Annotated in this window: 16 protein-coding genes; 10 read left to right on the forward strand and 6 right to left on the reverse strand. The window is 74.6% G+C overall.

Annotated elements, in window-relative coordinates:
- Positions 1-235: 235 nt before the first annotated feature.
- Positions 236-2389 carry a glycoside hydrolase family 2 protein gene (locus IEV86_RS07300; protein ID WP_081978597.1) on the reverse strand — a complete coding sequence of 718 codons (2154 nt, stop codon included), beginning with the start codon at positions 2387-2389 and terminating at the stop codon, positions 236-238.
- Complete coding sequence (locus tag IEV86_RS07305) at positions 2386-3426, reverse strand: LacI family DNA-binding transcriptional regulator (protein WP_043604571.1); 1041 nt, start codon at positions 3424-3426, stop codon at positions 2386-2388. Before IEV86_RS07305 ends, IEV86_RS07300 begins: the two co-directional genes overlap by 4 nt.
- A gap of 420 nt (positions 3427-3846) precedes the next feature.
- Between IEV86_RS07305 and IEV86_RS07310 the strand changes: the two genes are divergently transcribed.
- Genes IEV86_RS07310 through IEV86_RS07325 form a run of 4 tightly spaced genes read left to right on the forward strand, consistent with a single transcriptional unit; the run spans position 3847 to position 8197 of the window.
- Positions 3847-5193 (forward strand): ABC transporter substrate-binding protein, encoded by a 1347-nt coding sequence (locus IEV86_RS07310; RefSeq protein ID WP_161784026.1) that lies wholly within the window; start codon positions 3847-3849, stop codon positions 5191-5193.
- Position 5194: 1 nt separating this feature from the next.
- Positions 5195-6157, forward strand: coding sequence for a carbohydrate ABC transporter permease (locus tag IEV86_RS07315; RefSeq protein WP_052426028.1), 963 nt, complete (start codon positions 5195-5197; stop codon positions 6155-6157).
- A 1-nt stretch (position 6158) separates the two neighbouring features.
- Entirely contained in the window at positions 6159-7097 is a 939-nt protein-coding gene (locus IEV86_RS07320) for a carbohydrate ABC transporter permease (protein WP_229734538.1), read from the forward strand.
- Positions 7098-7105: 8 nt separating this feature from the next.
- On the forward strand, positions 7106-8197 hold the full coding sequence (locus IEV86_RS07325; RefSeq protein ID WP_052426027.1) for a glycoside hydrolase family 43 protein: 1092 nt from the start codon (positions 7106-7108) through the stop codon (positions 8195-8197).
- 99 nt (positions 8198-8296) lie between these two features.
- On the opposite strand, the gene IEV86_RS07330 is transcribed toward IEV86_RS07325, so the two are convergent.
- Both IEV86_RS07330 and IEV86_RS07335 read right to left on the reverse strand, forming a co-directional pair.
- Entirely contained in the window at positions 8297-9985 is a 1689-nt protein-coding gene (locus IEV86_RS07330) for a bifunctional 3'-5' exonuclease/DNA polymerase (RefSeq protein ID WP_043604535.1), read from the reverse strand.
- 216 nt (positions 9986-10201) lie between these two features.
- Positions 10202-11173: an FKBP-type peptidyl-prolyl cis-trans isomerase gene (locus IEV86_RS07335; protein ID WP_229734539.1), complete on the reverse strand. Its 972-nt coding sequence runs from the start codon at positions 11171-11173 to the stop codon at positions 10202-10204.
- Between the two features lie 337 nt (positions 11174-11510).
- On the opposite strand from IEV86_RS07335, the gene IEV86_RS07340 reads away from it, so the two are divergent.
- The 5 genes from IEV86_RS07340 (at position 11511) to IEV86_RS07360 (ending at position 18933) form a co-directional block, all read left to right on the forward strand.
- Positions 11511-12491 carry a TIGR03557 family F420-dependent LLM class oxidoreductase gene (locus IEV86_RS07340; protein ID WP_043604533.1) on the forward strand — a complete coding sequence of 327 codons (981 nt, stop codon included), beginning with the start codon at positions 11511-11513 and terminating at the stop codon, positions 12489-12491.
- A 281-nt stretch (positions 12492-12772) separates the two neighbouring features.
- Positions 12773-13021, forward strand: coding sequence for a hypothetical protein (locus IEV86_RS07345; RefSeq protein ID WP_052426026.1), 249 nt, complete (start codon positions 12773-12775; stop codon positions 13019-13021).
- Between the two features lie 415 nt (positions 13022-13436).
- Positions 13437-14993, forward strand: coding sequence for an HNH endonuclease signature motif containing protein (locus IEV86_RS07350; protein ID WP_043604530.1), 1557 nt, complete (start codon positions 13437-13439; stop codon positions 14991-14993).
- A gap of 93 nt (positions 14994-15086) precedes the next feature.
- Positions 15087-16178, forward strand: coding sequence for a VIT1/CCC1 transporter family protein (locus tag IEV86_RS07355; protein ID WP_202595163.1), 1092 nt, complete (start codon positions 15087-15089; stop codon positions 16176-16178).
- Between the two features lie 253 nt (positions 16179-16431).
- The gene (locus tag IEV86_RS07360) at positions 16432-18933 is read left to right on the forward strand and encodes a putative bifunctional diguanylate cyclase/phosphodiesterase (protein WP_043606524.1); all 2502 of its coding nucleotides are present in this window, start codon (positions 16432-16434) and stop codon (positions 18931-18933) included.
- 61 nt (positions 18934-18994) lie between these two features.
- On the opposite strand, the gene IEV86_RS07365 is transcribed toward IEV86_RS07360, so the two are convergent.
- Positions 18995-20209, reverse strand: coding sequence for an MFS transporter (locus IEV86_RS07365; protein ID WP_052426194.1), 1215 nt, complete (start codon positions 20207-20209; stop codon positions 18995-18997).
- 130 nt (positions 20210-20339) lie between these two features.
- Here IEV86_RS07365 and IEV86_RS07370 point away from each other — a divergent pair, with 130 nt between their 5' ends.
- Positions 20340-23090 (forward strand): bifunctional diguanylate cyclase/phosphodiesterase, encoded by a 2751-nt coding sequence (locus tag IEV86_RS07370; protein WP_161784045.1) that lies wholly within the window; start codon positions 20340-20342, stop codon positions 23088-23090.
- A gap of 6 nt (positions 23091-23096) precedes the next feature.
- Here IEV86_RS07370 and pgm read toward each other — a convergent pair whose 3' ends face one another.
- The gene (pgm, locus tag IEV86_RS07375) at positions 23097-24809 is read right to left on the reverse strand and encodes a phosphoglucomutase (alpha-D-glucose-1,6-bisphosphate-dependent) (protein WP_043606521.1); all 1713 of its coding nucleotides are present in this window, start codon (positions 24807-24809) and stop codon (positions 23097-23099) included.
- Between the last annotated feature and the right edge of the window lie 112 nt (positions 24810-24921).

Here is a 24921-nt window from a genome sequence, read left to right on the forward strand (position 1 = left end):
TAGGCCCGCGCACCGACACGCAGCACTCCGCTTCCGGACATCCCGCGACGTGATCCCGCCACCCCGCCCACCCAGCCCCCAGCCCGCGTCGAGATACGACTTCGTGTCGGCGTGTCGGACGAATCGCCGACACGAAGTCGTATCTCGACGGGCCGGGCCAGGGTCCGCACGGCCGCGGGCGCGGCCGCGGGCGCGGGCCCGGGTCCGGGTCCGGGCGCTGAGGGGCGGGCGGCGCTCAGCCCGCGCTCGGGCGCTCCTTCTGGTCGCCGACGACGAGCCTGCGCAGCACCTCGACCGGGAGCTTGGGCCGCCGGTCGGCGTGGAGCAGGCCGTTCGTCTCCTGGCCCGTGTCGGTGAGCTGGGTCCAGCAGAAGCCGACGACGGGGCGGCACGCGCGCACTGCGTCGAGCAGGTCGCCGACGCGCGCCGCGAAGTCGTCGTCGTCGGTCGCCGTGGAGTAGCCCCACGCGTCGTCGCGGCCGCCCGCGTAGCTCACGCCGCCGAACTCGGTGAGCATGAGCGGCTGGCCGCGGTCGGGCACGGGCGCCGCGGCCGAGAGGCGCATCGGCCGGCCGGCCGGCCCGATGCCCTCGAGCAGCTCGCGCACCGCCTCGGGGGTCCCGTACCGCTCGCGGAGCTCGTCGCCGCGCTCGGCGTAGTCGTGCACGGACCAGATGTCGGAGTCCGTGTGCTCCCAGCCGTCGTTCGAGACGACGGGCCGCGTCGGGTCGAGCGCCTTGGTCAGGTGCACGAGCCCGAGGCCGTAGTGCTGCTGGCGCACGTCGTGCGCACCGTGCTGCACGCCCCAGCTCTCGTTGAGGGGCACCCACGTGACGACCGACGGGTGCGACCGGTCGCGGCGCACGAGCTCGAGCCACTCGTGCGTGAGCAGCTCGACGGACCGCGGCGAGTACGCGTACGCGTTGGCCGTCTCGCCCCACACGGTGAGGCCGAGCCGGTCGCACCAGTACAGGAAGCGGGGGTCCTCGGCCTTCTGGTGCACGCGCGCCGAGTTGAAGCCGAGCTCCTTGATGAGCCGGACCTCCTCGCGCAGCGCGTCGGCGCTCGGCGCCGTGAGGAGCGACTGCGGCCAGAACCCCTGCTCGAGCACCGAGCGCAGGTAGTACGGCCGGTCGTTGAGCAGGAACCATCCGTTCGCGACGGCGACGCTGCGCAGGCCGAGGTACGACGCGACGGCGTCGGTCACGTGCGGGCCGACGTGGTGCGTCCAGCGGCTCACGTCGTCCTCGAGGTCCTCGGCGTCGCCGGCTCCCGTCAGCCCGTCGTCGGCGACGTGCAGCACGACCTCGGCGTCGACGAGCGTCGGCCGCTCGGGCGACCAGAGGATCTCCTCGTACTGCTGGCCGTTGGCCTGCCGCGGCAGGTCGATGCGCATGCGCACGTCGCGGTCGAGCACGCGCACCTGCTGCTCGGCGAGCAGCTCGTCGCCGAGGTGGAGGCTCACGGCGAGCGTCGTGCACGCGCGCGGCGGCGCGCTGAGCCGGGCCGTGAGCAGCACCGAGCCGTCGGGGACGTCGGCCTCCCACGCGAGGTCCTCGAGGTGCACGTCGGGCACGGCCTCGAGCCACACGGGCTGCCAGATGCCGGTCGTGCGGTCGTACCAGATGACGTGCGGCTCGTCCTTCCAGTCCTGCTTGCCGCGCGGCTGGGAGACGTCGAGCGGGTCGTCCTCGGCGCGGACGACGAGCGTGAGACCGTCGGGCCCGACGAGGTCGTCCCAGCGGCCGCCGGAGCGTGCGCCCGGACCGTCCGCGGACGCGTCCGCACCGTCCGTGCCGTCCCCACCCTGCGTGAGACCCGTCGCGAGCCGCCGCTGGTGCGCGAGGAGCACCGGCGTGACGTCGACGGTGAACGGCGTCTGCCCGCCCACGTGCCGCGCGACGTGGTGCCCGCCGAGCCACACGTCGGCGGTGTGGTCGACCGCGCCGAGGTGCAGCAGGAGCCGGTGCCCCTGGACGTCGAAGCCGGCGGCGTCCAGGTCCGCGCCCGTGATCCGACGGCGGTACCAGACGACGCGGAACGGGCCGCGGTCGGCGACGCCGGACGCCTCCGACTCGGGTGCGAACGGCACCTGGATCGTGGCGTCGAACGGCGAGCTCGCGGGACCCTCGGCCGTCCACCAGCCCGCGTCGAGGCCGACGTCGTCGCGGTCGATCGTGAACTCCCACGGCCCGCACAGGTCGGCCCAGTGCCGCCGCAGGAGCTGGGGCCGCGGGTACGTCCCGTCCTGCCGCGTGGCCCGCAGCACGCCCGACGACGGGTGGCCCTCGACCGCCGCGGCGTGGGCGTCCTGGCGGTCGCGCGACGGCGACGTCGGACGCGCGGTCGCGTCGTCGTCGGCCGGGGTGCGGTCGGTGTGCTCGGTCATGGTGGCCCTCCCGGTCCGGTGGTGCTCTCGCGTGCGACGAGCCGGTGACCTGCGACGGCGTGCACGGGCGACGGCTCGGCCGTGCCGCGCAGGCTCATGAGCAGGTCGATCGCGGTCTCGGCGATCGCACGCTTGTCGGGTGCGACGGTGCTGAGGCTCGGCGTGCTGAAGCGGCCCTCCTCGATGTCGTCGATGCCGATGACGGCGACGTCGTCGGGCGCGGTCAGCCCGCGGTCGCGCAGCGCACGCAGCGCGCCGAGCGCGAGCAGGTCGTTGAAGCAGAAGACGGCGTCGGGCGGCTCGGCGAGGTCGAGCAGGCGGTGCATGGCCGAGGCGCCGTCGGCGCGGTGGAAGTCGGCGACGGCGGCGACGAGCTCGTCGCGCCACGGCAGGCCCGCGTCGGCGAGCCCCGCGCGGTAGCCGTCGAGGCGCAGCTCGGCGGTCTCGGCCGGGGTCGCGTTGGGCCCGTCGGTGCGCTTGGCGCCGATCGCCGCGATGCGACGCCGGCCGATCTGCGCGAGGTGCGCCGTGGCGGTGCGTGCGGCCCGCCGGTTGTCGATCGCGACGTGCGGGAAGGGCGAGTCGATGCCGACGTGCTCGCCCAGCAGCACGATCGGCGTGCTGTCGAGGCGGTGCCGCAGGTCCTCGGCGGTCAGGGCCAGCGGGCTCATGACCAGGCCGTCCATGAGCGGCATGTCGAGGCCGTCGCTGATCGCGCGCTCGGACTCGGCGAGGCCGTCGGTCTGCGCGAGCAGGACGGTGAGGTGGCGGGCCTTCGCGGCGCGGACGAGCTCGGACGCGACCTCGGCGAAGTACGGCTGGGTCAGCTCGGGCAGCGCGACGGCGATCATGCCGCTCGCGCCGCGGCGCAGGTGCCGCGCGGCGACGTTGGGTCGGTACTGCAGGTCGGCGAGCGCCTGCTGGACGCGCTCACGCGTCGCGGGCGTGATGGTGCCCTTGCCGTTGACGACGTTCGAGACGGTCTTGATCGACACGCCCGCACGCTCCGCGACGTCCTGCAACCGGATCCTGGCCACCACGTCTCCTCACACCATGCCGGGTTCGGTCGTCCGCGCGTCCCCGGTCGGCGTCCCCGACCGGTCGCCGTCGACCGGGTGGTCGCCGGGCGTCCTGCGCTGCACCACCGGTACCGATCCTCCCGCTCGTGGCCGCCCGGAGGCGGGGCCGTTCCGCCCACCGGCCGCGGGTGGGCGGTGCGTCCCGGTCCGGTGCGACGTGCGCCGCGGTCCGCCTGGAGTAACCGTTTCGTGACCTCCCCCCGGTGGCGACGTCGCCACCTGCGGGTCACGCTAGCCAGGACGGATACCGCAGTACAAGGTTTACCACAGAGGCTGTACAAGGTTTACCGCGATGCGGTAGACCTTGGCGGTACAAGGTTTACCCCGGTCGGCGCCGACGCCCTCCGGGTGACCAGGTCGACCTGGAGGAGCTCGATGATGAGAACCACTGCGCGGCAGCGTGTCCGCACCCGCAGGACCCTGGCCACAGGTGCTGTCACCCTCACCGCGGCGCTCGCGCTCGCGGCGTGCGGCGGCGGCACGACACCCGAGGAGGTCGCCGGTGGTGGCGGCGCTCCGGAGGGTGCTGGCGAGTTCACCGGTGAGTACGACGGCCCCGACGTCGAGCTCTCCTACTGGAACGGCTTCACGGGCGGCGACGGTCCCTTCATGCAGGACCTCGTCGACCAGTTCAACGAGGAGCACCCGAACATCACGGTCGTGCCCAACACGATCCAGTGGGCGGACTTCTACCAGCGCGTCCCCGCGGCCGTGAACGCGGGCGAGGGCCCCGACGTCGGGGTCATGCACCTCGACCAGCTCGCGACCAACGCCGCGCGCAGCGTCATCGTGCCGCTCGACGACGTCGCCGAGGCCCTCGAGATCAGCGAGGACGACTTCAGCGAGGAGGTCTGGAACGCCGGCATCTACGACGACCAGCGCTACGGCATCCCGCTCGACGTCCACTCGCTCGCGATGTTCTACAACACCGAGCACTTCGAGGCCGCCGGCATCACCGAGCCGCCGACCGACTCCGAGTCGTTCATGGCGGCGCTCGACGCGCTCCAGGCGGCCGGCTACCAGCAGCCGTTCTGGATGCCCGCGCGGTGGCCGGGCCACCTGATGTTCCTGTCGCTCCTGTGGCAGAACGGCGGCGAGCCGTACGCTGAGGACGGCTCCGAGGCGACGTTCGGCTCCGCGGAGGGCGTCGAGGCGCTCGAGTGGATGCGCGGGATCGTCGACGCGGGCTACAGCCCGTCCGACGTCGCGCAGGACTCCCAGTACGTCGCGTTCAAGAACGGCGAGACGTCGATCACGTGGGACGGCATCTGGCAGATCAACGACCTCGAGGCGTCGGGCCTGCCGTACGCGCTGGCGCCGATCCCCGCGATCTTCGACGAGCAGCTCATGTGGGCGAACTCGCACCAGTTCTTCATGACCAAGCAGGCCACCCAGGACGAGAACAAGTACGAGGCCGCCCGCGTCTTCATCGCCTGGATGAGCGAGCAGTCGGCCGACTGGGCCGGGGCCGCCATGATCCCGGCGCGCGAGTCGATCCGTGAGGACGCCGTCGCCGGCATGCCTCAGGAGCCGATCGCGAACCTGCTCGACAACGTCCGCTTCCTCCCGCCCGTGCCCGGCATCGGCACGGTCCAGACCGAGACGCTCGAGCAGGCGGTCGCCAACGCGATCCTCGGGCAGGAGGAGCCGCAGGCGGCCCTCGAGTCGGCCGAGGAACGCGCGACCGAGCTGATGGAGGAGAACCTCGAGAGCTTCGGGGGCTGACATGAGCCAGACCCGCGTCGCGGCGCCCGGGGACACGGTCGACGCCGTTCGACGGGACCAGCGGGCGTCGCGACGCGGCGTCGCCAAGCACGGGAAGGTCACCCCGTGGCTGTTCCTGCTGCCGTACCTCGTGCTCTTCATCGGCTTCGTGCTGCTGCCGATCGTCCTCGGGCTCTGGATCAGCCTGCACCGGTGGGACTACACGCTGCCGGGCAAGCCGTTCGTCGGGCTCGAGAACTACCAGGACCTGTTCGACAGCGGCTCCGGGATCTACTCGATCTTCTGGAACTCGATGAAGGCGACGGGGATCTTCACCGTCGCGAGCGTCCCGCTGCTGCTGGTCCTGCCACTGCTCGTCGCGCTCGTCATGAACCGGAAGTTCCCCGGGCGCAACCTGTTCCGTGCGGTGTACTTCGCGCCGTACGTGCTCGGCGTCGCCGTCGTCGGCGTCCTGTGGCGGTACCTGCTCGACGCCAACATCGGGCTCGTCAACCACTACCTCGGCGCGCTCGGCCTGCCGGGTGACACCGCGTGGCTCACGTCGACGCCCGCGGTGTGGGTCGCCCTCGTGGGGGTCACGGTCTGGTGGACCATGGGCTACAACTCCGTGATCTACCTGGCCGCCCTGCAGGACATCCCGAAGGAGCTGTACGAGGCGGCGCGCGTGGACGGCGCCAGCCGGTGGCAGCAGTTCGTGAACGTGACCTTCCCGGGGCTGCGTCCCGTCCTCGCGTTCATCACGATGATCACGATCATCGCGTCCGCGAACATGTTCGGGCAGTCCTACCTCATGACGCAGGGCGGGCCGGGCCGCGAGACGCGGACGGCGATCTACCAGATCGCCGAGACGGGCCTGCGGAACTTCTCGATGGGCGACGCCGCCGCGATGAGCTACGTGCTCACCGCGTTCCTCATGGTCCTGAGCGTCCTGGTGTTCTGGCTGTTCCGCGAGAGGAGGTCCTGACGTGGCCACGACGTCGACCGACCAGCCCGGCCCCGTGGACGTGACCACCGGGCCCGCCGAGGGCGGACCGCGCCGGCCGGTGCGCCGGGCGTCCGACGAGGGTGCGGGCGCCGCCCGCTCACCGTGGCGGACCGCGGTGCGCTACGCGATCCTCGTCCTGCTCGCGCTGCTGTTCATCAGCCCGCTCGTCTTCATGATCGTCACGTCGTTCAAGACGCGTGCGGGTGCGGCGGGCATCCCGCCCGAGTGGATCCCGAACCCGTTCACGACCCAGGCGTACGAGTCGATCCTCTCCGCGAGCGGCACCCCGGTGCTGCGCTGGTTCGCGAACTCGCTCATCGCGGCGCTGTCCAACGCGGCGATCGTCGTCGTGACCTCGGCGATGGCGGCGTACGCGCTCGCCCGCATGCAGTTCCGTGGCCGCGGCCTGGTGTTCGGGCTGATCATCGCGACGCTCTTCGTGCCGCCGGTCATCCTCATCATCCCGAACTACCTGATCGTCGGTGAGCTGGGCTGGCTCAACACGCTCGCCGCGGTCATCGTCCCGACGGCCGCGTCGGCGTTCGGGGTGTTCTTCCTGCGGCAGTTCTTCCTGTCGATCCCGGAGGAGCTCGAGGAGGCCGCGCGGCTCGACGGCGCGAACCCGTGGACGATCTTCACGCGGCTGGTGCTGCCGCTGTCGCGGCCCGCGCTCGCGACCCTCGGGCTGCTCGCGCTCCTGACGAACTGGAACGACTTCCTCTGGCCCGTGTACGTGCTCTTCAGCCCCGAGCTGCAGACGCTGCCGGCCGGTCTGTCGACGCTCCAGTCCGCCAACGCGGTCCGGTACGACCTGCTCATGGCCGGTGCCGTCATCGCGTCGGTCCCGGTGCTGATCCTGTTCGTCTTCCTGCAGCGGTTCATCATCGAGGGCGTCTCGCGGTCGGGGCTCAAGGGGTGAGGAGCCCCGTGCGTCCCGCGCGTCGTCGGCTGCGTCGCGGGCGGCGCCACGGGCTCCGCCCGCGCGCCCAGGCCGCCGTCGTCGCCGGCCTCGCCACGGTTGCGCTCCTCGTGGCGGGGTGCGGCGACGGCGGTGGCGGGGTCGCCGACGACGACGACGGCGGCGGCTCGGCTGCCTCGCCGAGCGAGGAGTCGCCCGAGGGTGGGTCCGAGGCGGACGGTCCGCACGCGGTCAACCCCGTGGTCGGCGACGACTTCCCCGACCCCGACGTCCTCGAGGTCGACGGCGTGTACTACGCGTACGCGACCAACGGGAACAACCGGAACCTGCGGGTCGCCCGGTCCACCGACCTCGTCGAGTGGGAGACGCTCGACGACGCGCTGCCGGAGCTGCCGTCGTGGGTCATCCCGGGCAAGACGTGGGCGCCCGAGGTGACCGAGGTCGAGCCCGGCCGCTACGTGCTGTTCTTCACGGCGACGAACTTCCGCCCGACCTACCAGTGCATCGGCGTCGCGGTCGCGGACGCCCCTGGGGGACCGTTCGAGGTCGTGGGCGACCAGATGCTCGTGTGCCCGCCCGAGGAGGGCGGGGCGATCGACGCGAGCACGTTCCGCGCCGACGACGGCACGCTGCACCTGCTGTGGAAGAACGACGGCAACTGCTGCGGGTACGACACGTGGCTCTACCGTGCGCCCCTCACCGCCGACGGGACCGCGCTCGCGGGTGAGCCCGTCCGGATGGTCAAGCAGGACCTCGCGTGGGAGGGCGACCTCGTCGAGGCGCCCACCCTCGTCGAGCGCGACGGGACCTTCACGCTGCTGTACTCGGCGAACAGCTACGGCGGCGCGGCGTACACGATCGGGTACGCCCAGGCCTCGTCGCTCGACGGACCGTGGGAGAAGCACCCCGACCCGCTCTTCTCGTCGGACATGTTCGACGGGCGGTACGAGGGGCCGGGCGGGCAGGACGTCGTCGTCGGCCCCGACGGCGACGACGTGCTCGTCTTCCACTCCTGGTACGGCGGTACGACGTATCGCGCGATGAACGTGCTGCCGCTCGGCTGGGAGGACGGGCGACCCGTCGTGGCGCCCGAGGGCTGACGCGCCGGTCGCGGGTCGCGGGTCGCGGGTCGCGCGGCGGGGGTACGGCGAGGGTGCGGTCCGGGTGCGGTCCGGGTGCGGCCGGGGTGCCGTCCGGCGTCAGACGGCCTGGTCGTAGGAGTCGACGACGGACACGTCGAGCGCGAAGTCCACAGGGGCGGCGCCGAACAGCAGCCGGCCCGCCTCCGCCGCGGCATCGCGGACGGCGGCGGCGACGTCGTCGGCCAGCTCGCGGGGTGTGTGCACGAGGACCTCGTCGTGGAGGAAGAACGCGAGGTGCGGCCGGCCGGGCATCGGCGCGATGCGTCGGCGCACGGACGCCATCCAGCAGAGCGCCCACTCGGCCGCCGTGCCCTGGACGACGAAGTTGCGCGTGAACCGGCCCCACTCGCGGCGTCTGCGCTGCGCGGTCCGGACGTCCTCGGGCCGCGCCTCCTGCTCGGACGCGCGCCGCACGTCGGCCCACCAGCGCTCGCCCGGCACGGGCGACGAGCGGCCGAGCCAGGTCGACACGACCTCGCCGCGCTCGCCGGCGCGCGCGGCGTCCTCGACGAGGCCCACCGCACGCGGGTAGGCACGCGTCAGCTCGGGCATGAGGGCGCCCGCGGCACCCGTCGTGGCCCCGTAGATGGCGCCCAGCATCGCGTACTTGGCCTGGGTGCGCGTCTCGACGATGCCCGCGTCGACGACGCCCTGGTAGAGGTCGGCCGCGCGTCCCGCGGCCGCCATCGCGGCGTCCGCCGACATCGCGGCGAGGACGCGTGGCTCGAGCTGCGCCGCGTCGGCGACGACGAACGTCCACCCCGGGTCGGCGCGCACCGCGGCGCGGACCGCCGCGGGGAGCTGGAGCGCGCCCCCGCCGCTCGACGCCCAGCGCCCGGTGACGACGCCGCCCGGGACGTAGTCCGGCCGGTAGCGGCCGTCGCGGACCCACGACTCCATCCAGTGCCAGCCGTTGGCCGAGAGCAGCCGCGACCGCTTCTTGTACTCCAGGAGCGGCGCGACCGCGGGGTGGTCGAGCGCGCGGATCTCGTGCGTGCGGGTGCTCGTGACGTCGAGCCCGGCCGAGCGGAGCGCCGACAGCAGCTCGGGCTGCGAGTCCGGGTTGAGGCGCGGCCGGCCCAGCGCGGTCCGCACCTCGTCGGCGAGGGCCTCGAGCAGCGGCGGGCGGGCGTCCCCGCCGAGCGGCCGGGGACCGACCAGCCCGGTCAGGAGCGCGTCGTGCACGGAGGTGTCCCAGGGCAGGCCGTCGTGGTGCATCTCCGCGGCGACCAGCGCTCCCGTCGACTCGGCGGCGAGGAGCAGGCGCAGCCGACCCGGCTCGCGGGCGCCCGCGACGGCGTCGAGCTGGCGGCGCAGCTCGTCGGGCTCGTTCGGCCCGTCACCGGTGGGTGCGAGCGGCCCGGCCTGGGGAAGGGCGTCGAAGAGCGTCGGTGCGTCGTCGTCGGTGCGCGGGACCCCGGGGCGTGGGGCGTCCCACCGGCCGGGGGGCGCCGTCGCGAGGTCGGCCCCGGCCGTCGCCGCGCTCGACCGGAGGATCGCGTGGCACAGGCGCAGGTCGTGGCAGCGCGCGACCCGCACGCCGGCGCTCAGCAGCGGCGGGTAGCGGCGTGCCGTGTCGTCCCAGACCCAGCGCGGACCGGTCGTGGCCTCCCGACGTGCGACCTCGGCGGTGAGGTCGGGCAGCGGGACGGGCGTGCGCCCGGTGACCGTGCCGTCGTCGGTCGCGTCGAGCAGCTCGACCGTCCCCGGGCGGTCGGGGTGGTCTCTCACGACGACGAGGGGCACGGTGCATCCTCCCGCGAGGCGCCGACAGCGAGGGGCGCGGGCCCGGACGACGGCTCCTGCGGGGCGCCGCCGCCGCGGGCCCGGGCGGGGACGCCGCCGCCGCAGGCACGGTGGTGCGGAGGCCCGAGCCGGACGCGCCGACGGCCCCGTCCGGGTGGACGGGGCCGTCGGTCCTGCCTAGGCGGTGCTCAGCGGCCCGCGGGCCTCATGCGCCGCTCAGTACGCGTCGAGGATGTCGACGACGAAGACGAGCGTCTCCTCGGCGAGCTCGTGGTCCGGCTGCCCGCCGTACGCCAGGTCGGGCGGGATGACGAGCAGGACCTGGCTGCCGACCTCCTGGCCGACGAGCGCCTGGTCCCAGCCCTGGATGACCTGGCCGACGCCGATCGCGAACTCCGCGGGCGTCCCGCGCTCCCACGACGAGTCGAACACCTCGCCGTCGGAGTACTTCACGCCGTGGTACTGGACCGAGATGGTCTGGCCCTGCTGGACCTCCGGGCCGGTGCCCTCGATGAGCGGCTGCACCGTGAGGTCGGTCGGGGCGGTCGAGCCCTCGGGGATCTCGACGCTCGGGGCGCCGTCCTCGCCGAGCGTGACGGTCGGGAGGCCCTCGACGGGCGCGACGGCGGTGCCCTCGGCGCGCGTGGGGACGTCCTTGGCCTCGATGACCTCGACGGCCATGACGGCTGCGGCGAAGGCCTCGGCCTCCTCGGTCGCCTCGCCACCCGGGGTCGCGAAGAGGAAGCGCGTGCCGACCTTCTGACCGGCCATCGCCTCGGTGAGCGCGGGGATGTAGTACTGCTGGTCGCCGAGCTTCATGCGCAGCGGCTGGTCGGTCTCCCAGGTGGAGCCGAGGGTCTCGCCGTTGTCGCCGTCGTACGCGACGTAGTGGAACGTCACGGACTGGCCCTCGGCGAGCTCGCTGCCCGTGCCCTCGGTCTCGACGATCGCGACGGGTGCCGAGACGGCGAACGGCTGCTCGAAGGTGAGCGTGGGAGCGGCTCCCAGGTCGCCCTCGACCTCGACGGCCTCGAGCGCGGCGAGGTCCTCGGGGGTGGCCTCGGCGGCGCCGTCGGCCCCGTCCGTGCTCGCGGACTCCGTGGGCTCGGTCTCCGGCTCCTCGGAGGACTGCCCGCAGCCGGCGAGCAGGAGCGTGGTGGTCAGGAGGGCGGCGGCCAGTCGGCGCACAGGCAGTCCTTCGTCGTCGAGGTCCGGGCCGGCGTTCGCCGTGGCGTCCGCGCCGGCCGTCGTCGTCCGCGAGATGCGGACACCGGGTGACAGTACGCCGGTGGCGCACCCCGAGAGGCTACGCCCGGACCCTGGGAGGTCGCTGGGTGCGGTCCGCGACGGCTGTGGGGTGGGACGAGCGGCCCTCGCCTGTGGACGCGCCGCGCGGGCAGCGCGCGCGCCGAGTCGCCGTCGTCGGCGGGCCGCTGCCCCGCGCGTCGCGCCCGCCGCGCGCCAGGGTGGCCGTCGACGGGGCCGCCCGCGTGCGAGGGGGCGCGCACGGTGTGAACCTCGGTGGATGACGCGCATCGGGTACACCCTCATGACCGAGCAGAGCGGGCCGCGGGAGCTCGTGGGCTACGCGCAGGAGGCGGAGCGTCAGGGCTTCGACTTCCTCGTCTCGAGCGACCACTACTTCCCGTGGCTCGACGAGCAGGGGCACGCCCCGAACGCGTGGGTGACCCTCGGCGCCGTCGCGCACGCGACCGAGCGCATCGAGCTCATGACCTACGTGACCTGCCCGATCCTGCGGTACCACCCCGCCGTCGTCGCGCAGCAGGCCGCGACGCTCGGCGTCCTGTCTGGGGGCCGCTTCCTCCTCAACCTCGGCGCAGGCGAGAACCTCAACGAGCACGTCGTCGGCCAGCGGTGGCCCGCCGTGGGGGAGCGGCACGACATGCTCGAGGAGGCCGTCGAGATCATCCGCGCGCTGCTCGACGGCGAGCGCCTCACGTTCGAGGGCGACCACTTCCGCGTGGACTCGGCCAAGGTCTGGGACCTGCCCGACGAGCGCGTCGAGATCGGCGCCGCGGTGTCGGGCCCCCAGTCGATCGAGCGCTTCGCGACGGCGGTGGACCACCTCGTCGCGGTCGAGCCGGACGCCGAGGCCGTCGAGCACTGGAAGGGCGTCCGGTCGGAGGCCGGTCTGGGGGAGTCGCGGCGCATCGGGCAGATGCCGATCAGCTGGCACCCCGACCCGGAGGTCGCCGCCCGCCGCGCGCACGAGCAGTTCCGCTGGTTCGGCTTCGGCTGGAAGGTCAACGCCGACCTCCCGACCACCGAGGCGTTCGACGCCGCGTCGCAGTTCGTGACGCCCGACGACGTCGCGGACGCGATCCCGTGCGGGCCGGACCTCGACGCGATCGTCGAGGCGGCGTCGGCGTACGTCGAAGCCGGGTTCACGGACCTCGCGATCGTGCAGATCGGCGACGAGAAGCAGCAGGAGTTCCTCGACGAGGTCGCTGGACCGCTCGCGGAGCGGCTCAAGGCGCTGGGGTGAGCGGCGCGGGGCGGTGAGGGCTGCCGGTCCGGGTCGGTGGCGGGCGACGGTGCGGGTCGCGCGGTGGTCAGCGGTGCCCGGGTGGGTGGCGCGGGCGTGACGGTCGTGCGGTGGTGAGCGGTCCCCCGGTGCAGTGACAGGCCCCGTGCGCTGGTCGCCCGCGTGGGGCTGCGACCGCCCGGGCCCGATCGCCCGCCTGCCCGCCCCGCCCGGTCGCCTGCCCGGGCCCGGTCGCCCGCCCGGCCCTGGACATCGCGCAGGGACGGGAGGATCGTCGGGTCATGGGCGAGCTCGTGGGCCTTCCTGCGCTGGTGGACTCGGTCGCGCTGCGTGACGTCCGCGGCGACCGCGGCCTCCAGGCGACGTGGCACGACGACGACGGCGTCGTGGTGCTGAGCACCTGGCGCCAGGGCAGGTGCGTGGCGACCGTACGCCTCGCGCCGGCCGACGCCGCTGCGCTGATCGCGCTGCTCGCCGACGGGATCGAGCGCCACGAGCGCGGTCGTCACGGCTGGCGGCCCGTCGCCTGAGGTCGGGGACGGCGCCTGGGTCGGGCCCCGGGGCCTGAGGTCGGGGGGCCGGTGCTCGGGGGCGGGGTCGGTGCTCGGGGGCGGGGTCGGCGCCTGAGGTCGTAGGCAGGTGCTCGAGGGCGGGCCTTGGTGCCCAGCGGTCGCGTGGCGGTGGCGCTCGATCGCTCCGCCGTGCGGCTGCTGACCCGGACTGGCAGCGCAGCGCCCGTCGCGGCTGTCCACAATTCGCCAGAATGCATTTCCTCCACAGTTCATGCAGCCCTTCGAAAGGGCGTTCATGGGTGGCTGCAAAGCCGGGTTGCGGGACGATCCGAGGATTCACGGGTGATTGCTGCCCGGCGCAATTCCATGTCAGTGGTAAGTCGTAGCGTCATCCCTGTCATCGAGGGGATCGCGGGGCTCGCAGGGGGCGCACATGGGCACGACGACGGACGGGGCGACCGGGCGTGCGGACCTCGGTGCGCGCCTCTCCGTCCTCGCCCGGGCGGTCGACGCGCTCGTCGAGGACGTCGACCCGGAGGCGCTCGACGCCGTCGTCGCGGCCGACCTCCACGTCGGACTCCGCCGCCTCGCGGACCGGATCACCGGGGTCGCGGTGCGTGTCCTCCCCGTGGTCGAGGCCGACGGCCGGTGGGCGCTCGACGGGGCGCGGAGCTTCCCCGTGTGGCTCGCGTCGCGGACCGGGTGCTCGACGGCAGCGGCGCGGCGGGACGTCCGCCTGGGCCGCGCGCTGCGCGACGAGCTCGCGGCGACGGCCGAGGCCGTGACGCGGGGCTCCGTCCCTCTGGAGCACGCGCGGGTCCTCGCCACCGTCGCGGCGACGAGCGAGGCGCGACGGGACGCGCTGCGGGACAGGACGTCGGCGTGCGGCGAGCGGTTCCTGCTCGACCAGGCGACGCTGCTCGCCGCCGATCCTTTCCGCAGCCTGGTCCGGCGGTGGTCGGCCGCTGCCGACCCCGACGCCGACGAGCGAGGGTTCCGCGACGCCGTCGAGCGCGAGTTCCTCGACGTCGCGAGGACGATGGGCGGCTACCACCTCGCGGGGTTCCTCACGGAGGAGCACGGTCAGCTGCTCGCGGCGGCCCTCGCCTCGGCAGCGGGCACGCCGAGCGGTGACGACACCCGCACGTCCTCGCAGCGGAGGGCTCATGCGCTGACGTCGTTGACGCGGACGGTCCTGGACCACGGGCTCACGGGTGCCGGGGCTGCCGTTCGCCCCCACCTGAGCGTGCACGTCGACCTGGACCGGCTGGTGCCCGAGGTCGGCCTGACCCGCGCGGACACCCCGCCGGCGACCTTCGACGACGGGACGCCCGTCCCGACGACGCTCCTGCGGCGGCTCGCGTGCGACAGCGAGGTGACGCGGATCGTGTTCGGTCCGGCGTCGGCGGTGCTCGACGTCGGGCGGTCGGCGCGCACCGTCACAGGCCCCCTTCGACGAGCCGTCATCGCGCGGGACCGGCACTGCTCCTTCCCCGGCTGCCACGAACCACCGGCCCGCTGCGACGTCCACCACCCGCACCACTGGGCCGACGGCGGCGTCACCTCGGTCGACAACGCGATCCTGCTCTGCTGGCACCACCACGACCACGTCCACCGGACGGGGGTCACCATCACGCCCGCCCGCCGTGCGGCTCGTGGATCGCAGCCGGTGACGGGGGAGGGTCGTCGCACAGCACGGCGGGTCGCAGCCAGAACGGCCGAGGCCCTCGCGCAGGCGCAGGCGCAGGGACAGGCCCAGGCCCGTGCCCAGGCCCAGGCCCAGGCGCAGGGGCCCGGGTCGGTCGCGCGTGACAGGACCAGCGCCGCGGCTCCGCGCGCCGTCGCGCCTGCACTCGGTCGGTCAGGCTGGACCTTCGCCGACCGGGCGGGGCGGTCGCTCACGGCGACCCGGCCCGCTCGACGGCGGACGACGCCCACTGCGGCCACGAGTCGCGACGGCTCCCGCTCGGACCGCGGTCGCGGGCCCTGATGGAGGGAAGTCGGTCCGCCGCCGTCCCGCCCCGTCCCGCCCCCGTCCCCCCTGTCCCGCCGACGACCGGCAGGCTCGTGGCAGGCTCGTCCCGTGACAGGCCCCACCCCCGCCGACCTCCGCCGCTGGCGCCGTCATCTCGCCGACGAGCGTGCCGAGGCGGCCGTCTACCGCGATCTCGCGCGGCACCGCGACGGTGAGGAGCGCGAGATCCTGCTCGCCCTCGCCGAGGCCGAGGGGCGGCACGCCGCGCACTGGGAGCAGCTGCTCGGGGACCAGGTCGGCGAGCCGCGTCGCGGCGACATCCGGTTCCGGATCCTGGCGTGGCTCGCGCGGCGATTCGGCTCCGTCTTCGTGCTGGCGCTCGCGCAGCGCGCGGAGGCCCGTGCGACGTACGAGGCCGATCTCGACGCGACACCCACCATGGCCGCGGACGAGCGGATCCACGAGGAGGTCGTGCGCGCGCTCGCGACCCGGGGACGCAACCAGCTGTCCGGGACGTTCCGGGCCGCCGTCTTCGGCGCGAACGACGGGCTCGTGTCGAACCTCGCGATCGTCATCGGCGTCGCCGCCGCGGGGGTGCCCACCGCGACGGTGCTGCTGACCGGACTCGCCGGGCTGCTGTCGGGGGCGCTCTCGATGGGTGCGGGCGAGTACATCTCCGTCCGGTCGCAGCGCGAGCTCCTCGCGGCGTCGGCCCCGAGCGCGGCAGCCGCGGCCGCCCTCCCGCACCTCGACGTGAGCGCCAACGAGCTCAGCCTCGTCTACCGCGCCCGCGGCATGTCCGCCGACGACGCCCAGCGTCGCGCCGACGAGGTCCTGGCCGACCTCGAGGCCGCCGACGTCGGCGCGCTGCACGCCCCGTCGCCGCACCACTCGCGCACCGCGGGCGAGCCGCACGACGTCGTCGGCTCGGCGCTCGGGGCGGCCGTCTCGTCCTTCTGCTTCTTCGGCTCCGGGGCCGCCGTGCCCGTGCTGCCGTTCCTGCTCGGGCTCGACGGCTCGGTGGCGCTCGTCGTCGCCGTCGTCGCGGTCGGGCTCGCACTCCTCCTGACGGGAGCGATGGTCGGCCTCATCTCGGGCGGCCCACCGTTCAGCCGTGCCCTGCGCCAGCTCGCGGTGGGCGCCGGGGCCGCGCTCGTCACCTACGGCCTCGGCACCGTCTTCGGCGCGACGGTCGGCTGAGCCTGCCGGCGGGGCGCGGCCGGCGGGGCGCGGCCGGGAGAGCGTGAGGCGCGAGCTGCCGGACCGTGACCACGCGCCGCTGACCAGTGCACCAGCCCCACGGACCCACCTGGCGGTCGGCTCACGCCGCGAGCCCGGCGAACCGGGTGAATCCATGCACCCGACCGGCCGAATTGCCCCATCGGACCCGGAACGACCGCGCGTGTCGGCCGCTACTGTCGGCGACGACCCCGAGAAGTGAGCAGGCGCGACGATGAGCCATCGGCTGCCACGCGACCAGCGGCACGCGGTCGACCCCCTCGTCGACACCGCCGCCGCTGCGCCGCGCCCGCACGCCGACGGCCTCGCTCCCGGCACCGCGCCCAGCACCCGGGTCGACCCCTCGACCGGCACCCGGGCTGGCACCCCGGCCGAGCTTCGTCCCGACACGCCGGCCGACCGCGCGCGGGGAGGGCGCCGACGGCCCGCCGACTCGGCGACGGCCCCGCGGACCGGCGACGCCCCGCACCCGCGGACCGGCGACGCCCCGCACCCGCGGCACGCGCTCGACGACACGCCGGCCGGCGGCATCGACCCCGATCTCCCCACCACCACCGCCCTCCCCGCCACCACGACCCTCGACGTCGACGGGCTCCTCGTCCTCAACCTGCTCGGCAGCGACGAGGAGGTCGTGTACGTCAAGGACCGCGAGAGCCGCTACCTCCGCGCGAGCCTCGGCTGCGCGCGGCAGCACGGCCGCACGCCCGAGGAGATGGTCGGCCTCGACGACTTCGACCTGTACGCGGAGGCCTACGCGGCGGCGTCGTACGACGACGAGCAGCGCGTCATGCGCACCGGCCGCCCGATCGTGCAGCAGAAGGTCCGCGAGCGCTGGCACGACCGTCCCGACAGCTGGGTCTCGGTGTCGACGTTCCCGCTGCGGGACGCGGCCGGGGAGGTCGTCGGCGTCTACGGCATCTCGCGCGACATCACGTCGCTCGTGCGCGCCGAGCAGGAGATGGCGCTCATGGCGGACGCCACCGAGGCCGCCAACGCGGAGCTCCGCCGCGTCGAGTCCCAGCTCCGCGCGGTGCTCGACGCCTCCACCGACGCGATCGCCAAGTACGACCGCGAGCTGCGCTACCAGTACATCAACCCCGCCGGCGAGCAGTCCCGCGGGACGTCGCTCGAGGAGCTCATCGGCCGCACCGACCGCGAGATCGGCATGGGCGACACGTCGCTCGCGCTGTGGGAGGAGGCGCTGCGCCGCGTGCTCCGCACGGGCGAGCCCGACGAGATCGAGTTCTCGGTGCCGGGCACGGACGACGGAGCCGAGGCCTGGTTCCACACGACGGTCTCGCCCGACCGCGACAGCACAGGCGCCGTCGTCGGCGTGCTCACCTCGACGCGTGACATCACCGCGACGAAGCAGGCCGAGGCCGCCCTCGCGCACCAGGCGATGCACGACTCGGTCACGGGCCTGGCCAACCGGTACCTCCTCATGGACCGTCTCGGCAGGGCCGTGCGCCGCACGGGCCGTCGCGGGGCCCGCCTCGCGCTGTGCTTCGTGGACGTCGACCACTTCAAGGAGATCAACGACACGTACGGCCACGACGTCGGCGACCGCGTCCTCACCGAGCTCAGCGCGCGGCTCACGTCCGTCACGCGCCCGCGGGACCTCGTCGCTCGCCTCGGCGGCGACGAGTTCGTGATCCTTCGCGAGGGCGTGACCGAGGACGACGACGTCCGGCGCCTCGCGGAGACCGTCGTGCGCGTCCTCGCCGAGCCCGTCGTCGACGGCCCGCTGTCGCTGCGCGTGTCCGCGAGCGTCGGCGTCGTCCTGTCGGCGGACCCGCGGACCACCGCGTCGGAGCTGCTCCGCGACGCCGACGCGGCGATGTACCGAGCGAAGGAGGGCGGACGGAACCGGTTCCGGGTCTCCGGGGACGACGCCGAGGGCGAGGTGAGCTCGGCGACCCTCGTCGCGGACCTGCGCCGCGCGCTCGACGACGGCGAGTTCCGGCTCGTCTACCAGCCGCTCCTGTCGCTCGTCGACCAGCAGGTGCTCGGCTTCGAGGCGCTCCTGCGCTGGGACCACCCCGAGCGCGGGACGCTCGGCCCGCGGGACTTCATCGCGTTCGCCGAGCGCCGCGGCCTCATGGCGGGGATCGGCGGCTGGGTCCTGCGCGCGGCGTGCGCGCAGCTCGCGCGGTGGAGGCGGGACGCGGACGACGACGCCGACCCGCTGACCATCGCCGTCAACGTGACCGTCCGCCAGCTGCGCGCCGACGGGTTCGTCGAGCAGGTCGCAGCAGTGCTCGCCGAGAACGACCTCCTGCCCTCCCAGCTGCGGCTCGAGGTGCCCGAGCGGGCCCTGCTCAACGAGGGCGCCGAGCTCGCCGACGTGCTCTCGGCGCTCGACGGGATCGGCGTGCAGCTCGCGGTCGACGACTTCGGCTCGTCGTTCGCGGCCCTCGCCCTGCTGCCGCGCATCCCGGTGAGCGTCGTCAAGCTCGGGCGGTTCGCCGAGCTCGCCGACCACCCGGACCTCGCGGCCGCCGTGATCGAGGTCGCGCACGGGCTCGGGATGAGCGTCGTGGGCGCCGGGATCGAGAGCAGCGTCCAGCTGCGTCGCCTCCACGCGCTCGCGTGCGACGACGGTCAGGGCTTCCTGCTCGGCCGCCCGCTCGACCTGCCCGACGTCGAGCGGCTCCTCGCGGCAGACGACGCCGCCCGCCGGGCCCGGGCGTTCGCGCGCCGGCTCGGCCCCCGCTGACCCGGCCGCGCTGCCCTACCCCGCCGCCGCCCCGTCCCCCGCGGCCCCGCTCCGCGAGGACTCAGGCGGGTCGCGCCACCGGCGTCGTCCGCGCGGGCGTCCGCAGCGTCGGCAGCGCGACGAGCGTCGCGACGACGGCGAGGCCCGCACCCGCCACCACGACGAGGAACCCACCCCGCGGCCCCTGGACGTCGATGAGGGCGCCCGCGCTCGACGCCCCGAGCGCGACGCCGACGCCGAGCGACGTGCTGACCCACGTCAGGCCCTCGGTGAGCCGCCCCGGCTCGACCAGCTGCTGGACGAGCCCGTTGCCCGTGATGATCGACGGCGCGATCGCGAAGCCCGTCACGAACATCACCGCGGCGAGCGCGGGCAGGCTCGTCACGACGAAGAACAGCGAGACGCCGACGGCCAGCGCGGCGACGCTCGTCGCGAAGCGCAGCCACAGCGGGCTCGCCCAGTGCCGGGCGCCGTACCCGAGCCCCGCGAGCATCGACCCCGCCGCGAAGACGGCGAGCACCGCCCCCGCCGCACCGGGCGACCCCTCCGCCTCGGCGAACGCGACCGTCGCGACGTCGGTCGCCCCGAAGATCGCCCCGACCGCCACGAACACCGCGACGACGACGACCATCCCGCCCGACCGGAGCACGTGCCCGTGCCGCACCCCGGGGTCGCGGACGGTGGGCGGCGGCTCGGTCGCGCGCAGCGCGAGGAACAGGTGGCCGCCGACCAGCATCGCGACGATCGGCAGGACCAGCCCGGCGGCGGGTGCGACACCCGTCGCGAGGAGCGTGACGACCACGGGCCCGATGATGAAGACGAGCTCGTCGAGCGCGGACTCGAGCGAGTACGCGGTGTGCACCTGGCGCGGGTCGGTCAGGACGAACGACCAGCGCGCGCGCACGAGCGCACCGATCGAGCCGACCGTCGCGCCCGCGAGCGTGGCGAACACGAAGAGGAGCGGCACGGGTCCGCCCGTCGCGGCGGTCACGACGAGCGCCGTCAGGCTCGTCGCGGCGAGCGTGACGGCCGGGCGCATGATGCGCGCCTGCCCGCGCCGGTCGACGAGGCGGGCGAGCTGCGGTGCGCACAGCGCGTGCGCGATGACGTTGGCCGCGGACACCTGGCCCGCGAGCGCGTACGAGTCGTAGAGCCGCTCGACCATGAGGACGATGCCGAGCCCGACCATGGACATCGGCAGGCGTGCCGCGACCCCCGCGGCGGAGAACGCGAGTGCACCCGGCTGCCGGAGCACGGTCGCGTACGTGTGGATCACCGGCCGATTCTGCCAGTCGGGTCCGACGTGACCGGCCCGGCGCGGGGTTTTACCCGGTCGGCCCTGTCCCTCGGACGGGTGACCCGCGATGATGGACGGCTCCGGACGCGCACCGCACGAAGGGCACACGATGGTCACGACCGCCGAGCAGACGCCGCCGGGCGCTCATCTGCTCGCGGAGGACCTCCCGGCCGTCCTGGACGGCCCCGGCACGGACGCGCCGGGCGGTGTCGTCGACCGCCTCCTCCGGTTCGGGCCCCTGACCCTCGTGCTCGTCGCCGTGGGGACGTTCGCGCTCGCCACGTTCGCCGTCGTCCTCGGCAGCAGCCCGGGTCGGATCGCACCGTGGTGGCCCGCAGCCGGGCTCGGCGTCGTCGCGGCGGCGTGGGCCCCGCGCCGGCGGCTGCCGCTCGTGCTCGGGCTGGTCCTGGTCACGACCTTCGCCGCGAACCTCGGCTTCGGCGGGCGCCCCCTGGCGACGTCGGCGGGCATGGCCCTCGCGAACACGCTCGAGGTGCTCACGGTCGCGTGGCTCCTGCGCCGGGACGGCCGCCGCCCGTCGCTCGGCACGATCGAGGACGTCGTCCGCTTCTTCGGTGCCGTCGCCGCCGGTGCGGCCGTCATGGGCCTCGTGGCCGGGCTGACGGTCGAGCTCTCGGGCTACGCCGACCTCACGTCGACCGCGCGCACCGTGATGCTGAGCCACGCGGCGTCGATCGCCGTCATCGCACCGTTCGGGCTCCGGCTCACGCGGGTCCGCGCGCGCCTGCGGCGCGTCGAGCTCGGGATCCAGACCGCGGCCCTCGCGGTCGCGGTCGCGGCGACCTACGGGCCCGACCAGGGCGCGCCCCTCACGTTCGTCGTCCTGCCCTTCCTGGTCTGGGGCGCGCTGCGCTTCCCGCCCCGCGTCGCGGCGTCGCAGCTGCTCGCCGTCGCGGTCGCCGTGACCACCGCGAGCTCGCTCGGGAGCGGCCCGTTCACGCACGAGGCCGCGCCCGGTGCGCCGTCGGTGAGCCACCTCGTCCAGGCGTACCTGCTCACGCTCGCGGTCGTGACGCTCCCGCTCGCGGTGTCGGTCAGCGCGCGCCGGATCACCGTCGAGGGCCTCGCCGCGAGCGAGCGGCTGTTCCGGCAGGGCTTCAACGAGTCGCTCGTCGGCATGATGCTGCTGCGGCGCTGCCCGGGTGCGCCCGACCACACCGGGGTGGGGCACGTCGCGGGCGGGCTCGACGTCGTCGAGCTCAACGTCGTGACCGCCCGGCTGCTCGAGGACACCGAGGACGACCTCCTCGGCGCGTGCTGGACGAGCCGGCTCGAGGACCACGACCGGCACCTCCTGCACGGCGTCGTCGCGGCGGTGCGTCGCGGCTCGGTCGACGGCTGGCGCGGTGAGGTCCAGCTGCGCACCCACCACGGGCACCGCTGGCTCGAGGTCGCGCTGTCGCGGCTGCCCGAGAGCGTCGGCCGCGACATGTTCGTCGGCCAGCTCGTGGACGCCACCGCGCGCCGCGAGGCCGAGGAGCGCCTCACCGCGCAGGCGCTCCAGGACTCCCTGACCGGGCTGGCCAACCGGGTGCTGCTGCGCGACCGGGTCGGGCTCGCGCTGCAGACGCTGCCCGACGACGGGCCCGGGCTGCTCCTGCTGTTCTGCGACCTCGACGACTTCAAGCACGTCAACGACTCCGCTGGCCACACCGTCGGCGACCAGGTGCTCGTCGAGGTCGCGCACCGCCTCCAGGCCCTCCTGCGACCCGGGGACCTCGCCGCGCGGCTCGGCGGCGACGAGTTCGTCCTGCTGCGACCCGTCGCCGACGGCGAGGACGACGCCGACGAGCTCGCGCGCGCGGTCCTCGACGCGGTGTCGCGGCCCGTGCTCGTGGGGGCGCAGCCCTTCACGGTGGGCGCGAGCATCGGGATCGTGCGCGGCGCGCGCGGGGCGACGCCGGAGGACCTCCTCCGCGACGCCGACGCCGCGATGTACGCGGCGAAGGCCGAGGGCAAGCGCCGCGCGGTCGTCTACTCCGACGTGCACCGCGAGCGGGCGCTGCGGTCGGTCCGCGTCGAGCGCGAGCTGCGCCACGCGCTCGCGCACGGCGGTCTCGAGGTCCACCTCCAGCCCGTGCTCGACCTGCGCACGGGCGCGACGACCGCCGCCGAGGCGCTCGTGCGCTGGTACCACCCCGAGCGCGGCCTGCTCGCGCCGGGGGAGTGGCTCGACGTCGCGGAGCAGGCGGGCCTCATGCCCGAGCTCGGCGCGTGGGTGCTGCGCCGCTCGTGCGCGCTCGCGGCCGCCTGGCCGGTCCCGGGCGGCGGGACGGCGGGGTCCGGCGCAGACGCCGCAGCGGCCGACCGTCCCGACGCGCAGGCGCCCGCGGTGCATGTCAACGTCTCGGCACGGCAGCTCGACCGCCCCGGGTTCGTCGACGTCGTCCGCGACGCGCTCGCCGAGACCGGGCTGCCGCCGCACCGGCTCGTGCTCGAGTTCACCGAGACGCACCTCGACGAGGTGAGCGACGCGCTGCTCGACGAGCTCGCGACGCTGCGCGACGCCGGCATCGCGCTCGCCGCCGACGACTACGGCACGGGCTACAGCCCGCTCACGCGCATCATCGAGCTGCCGATCTCGATGATCAAGATCGACCGCCGCTTCGTCGCGGACATGCTCGACGACGTCCGCTCGCGCGCGATCGTCACGACGCTCGTACGCCTCGGCGAGTCGCTGGGCCTGGAGGTCGTCGCGGAGGGCGTGGAGACGCCCGCGCACGTCGCGGAGCTCCGGACGGTCGGCTGCCGCTCGGCGCAGGGGTACGTGTGGTCGCGGCCCCTGCCGCCCGAGGACTTCGCGGCGTGGCTCGCCGCCGGGGGACGCCGGTCGGCGTGACCCGCGTCAGCCCGCGAGCGTCCGCGTGACGAGCTCCTGCGCAGCGCTCTGCACCTCGGCGAGGTGCTCGGCCGAGACGAACGACTCCGCGTAGACCTTGTAGACGTCCTCGGTCCCCGACGGGCGCGCCGCGAACCACGCGTTGGGCGTCGTGACCTTGAGGCCGCCGATCGACGCGCCGTTGCCGGGCGCCTCTGTCAGCCGGGCGGTGATCTCCTCGCCCGCGAGCGTCGTCGCGGTCACCTGCTCCGGGCGCAGGGCGGCGAGCGCCGACTTCTGCTCGCGCGTCGCCGGTGCGTCGACCCGCGCGTACCAGGACTCCCCGTGGCGCTCGACGAGCCGGGCGTGCAGCTGCGACGGCGACGAGCCCGTCCGGGCCGTGATCTCCGACGCGAGCAGCGCGAGCAGGATGCCGTCCTTGTCGGTGCTCCAGACCGTCCCGTCGTGGCGCAGGAACGACGCGCCCGCCGACTCCTCGCCGCCGAAGCCGACGGTGCCGTCGAGCAGGCCCGGCACGAACCACTTGAAGCCCACCGGCACCTCGAGGAGGTCGCGCCCGTGCGCGGCCGCGACCCGGTCGATCAGCGCCGAGGACACGAGCGTCTTGCCGATCGCGGCCGTCTGCGACCAGCCCGGGCGAGCGCCGCCGTACAGGTAGTCGATCGCGACGGCGAGGTAGTGGTTCGGGTTCATGAGGCCCGCGTCGGGGGTCACGATGCCGTGCCGGTCGGCGTCCGCGTCGTTGCCCGTCGCGACGTCGAACGGGGTCGTGCCGTCCGCGTCCCGGCCCGCCATGGCCTGCACGAGCGACGCCATCGCCGACGGCGACGAGCAGTCCATCCGGATCTTGCCGTCCCAGTCGAGCGTCATGAACGACCAGCGCGGGTCCACCTCGGGGTTGACGACCGTCAGGTCCAGGCCGTGCCGCTCGGCGATCTCGCCCCAGTAGTGCACCGCGGCGCCGCCGAGCGGGTCGGCGCCGATGCGGACGCCGCTCGCGCGGATCAGGTCGATGTCGAGCACGGTCGGCAGGTCGTCGACGTACGCCGAGAGGAAGTCGTGCCGGTGCGTCGTCGGCGCGGCGACGGCCCGCTCGAACGGGACCCGCCGGATGCTGCCGACGCCCTGCCGCATGAGCTCGTTGGCGCGCGCGGCGATCCAGCCGGTCGCGTCCGAGCCGGCGGGGCCGCCGTGGGGCGGGTTGTACTTGAAGCCGCCGTCGCGCGGCGGGTTGTGCGACGGCGTGACGACGATCCCGTCGGCGAGGCCCGTGCCGCCGGTCGACCCGACGCCCGTCCCGCCCGTGCGCACGCCCTGCGCCGTGCCCGCGCCGTTGTGCAGCAGGATCGCGTGCGACACCGCGGGGGTCGGCGTGAAGCCGTCGCGCGCGTCGACGTGCACGTCGACGTCGGCGGCCGCCAGGACCTCGAGTGCGGTGCGCCACGCGGGCTCGGACAGCGCGTGGGTGTCGCGGCCGATGAACAGGGGCCCGTCGGTGCCCTGCGAGCGGCGGTACTCCACGATCGCCGCGGTGATCGCGATGATGTGCGCCTCGTTGAACGCGCCGTCGAGCGACGACCCGCGGTGCCCCGAGGTGCCGAACACGACCTGCTGCGCCGGGTCGTCCACGTCGGGCACCCGGTCGTAGTACGCGCCGACCACCGCGTCGACGTCGATGAGGTCCTCGGGCAGGGCGGGGGTTCCGGCGCGCTCGTGCATGGGTCGATCCAAGCACCCCGGGCCCCGTCCGGCGCAAGGACCGTCCGCCCCGCGTCCTCCTGCGTCCCCCGAGCCCGTCCCGCGGGCCCCCGCGCGCCCCGGTCGCCTCGGC

The organism is Cellulomonas carbonis, assembly GCF_014636275.1.
In the GTDB taxonomy this organism is placed as follows: domain Bacteria; phylum Actinomycetota; class Actinomycetes; order Actinomycetales; family Cellulomonadaceae; genus Actinotalea; species Actinotalea carbonis.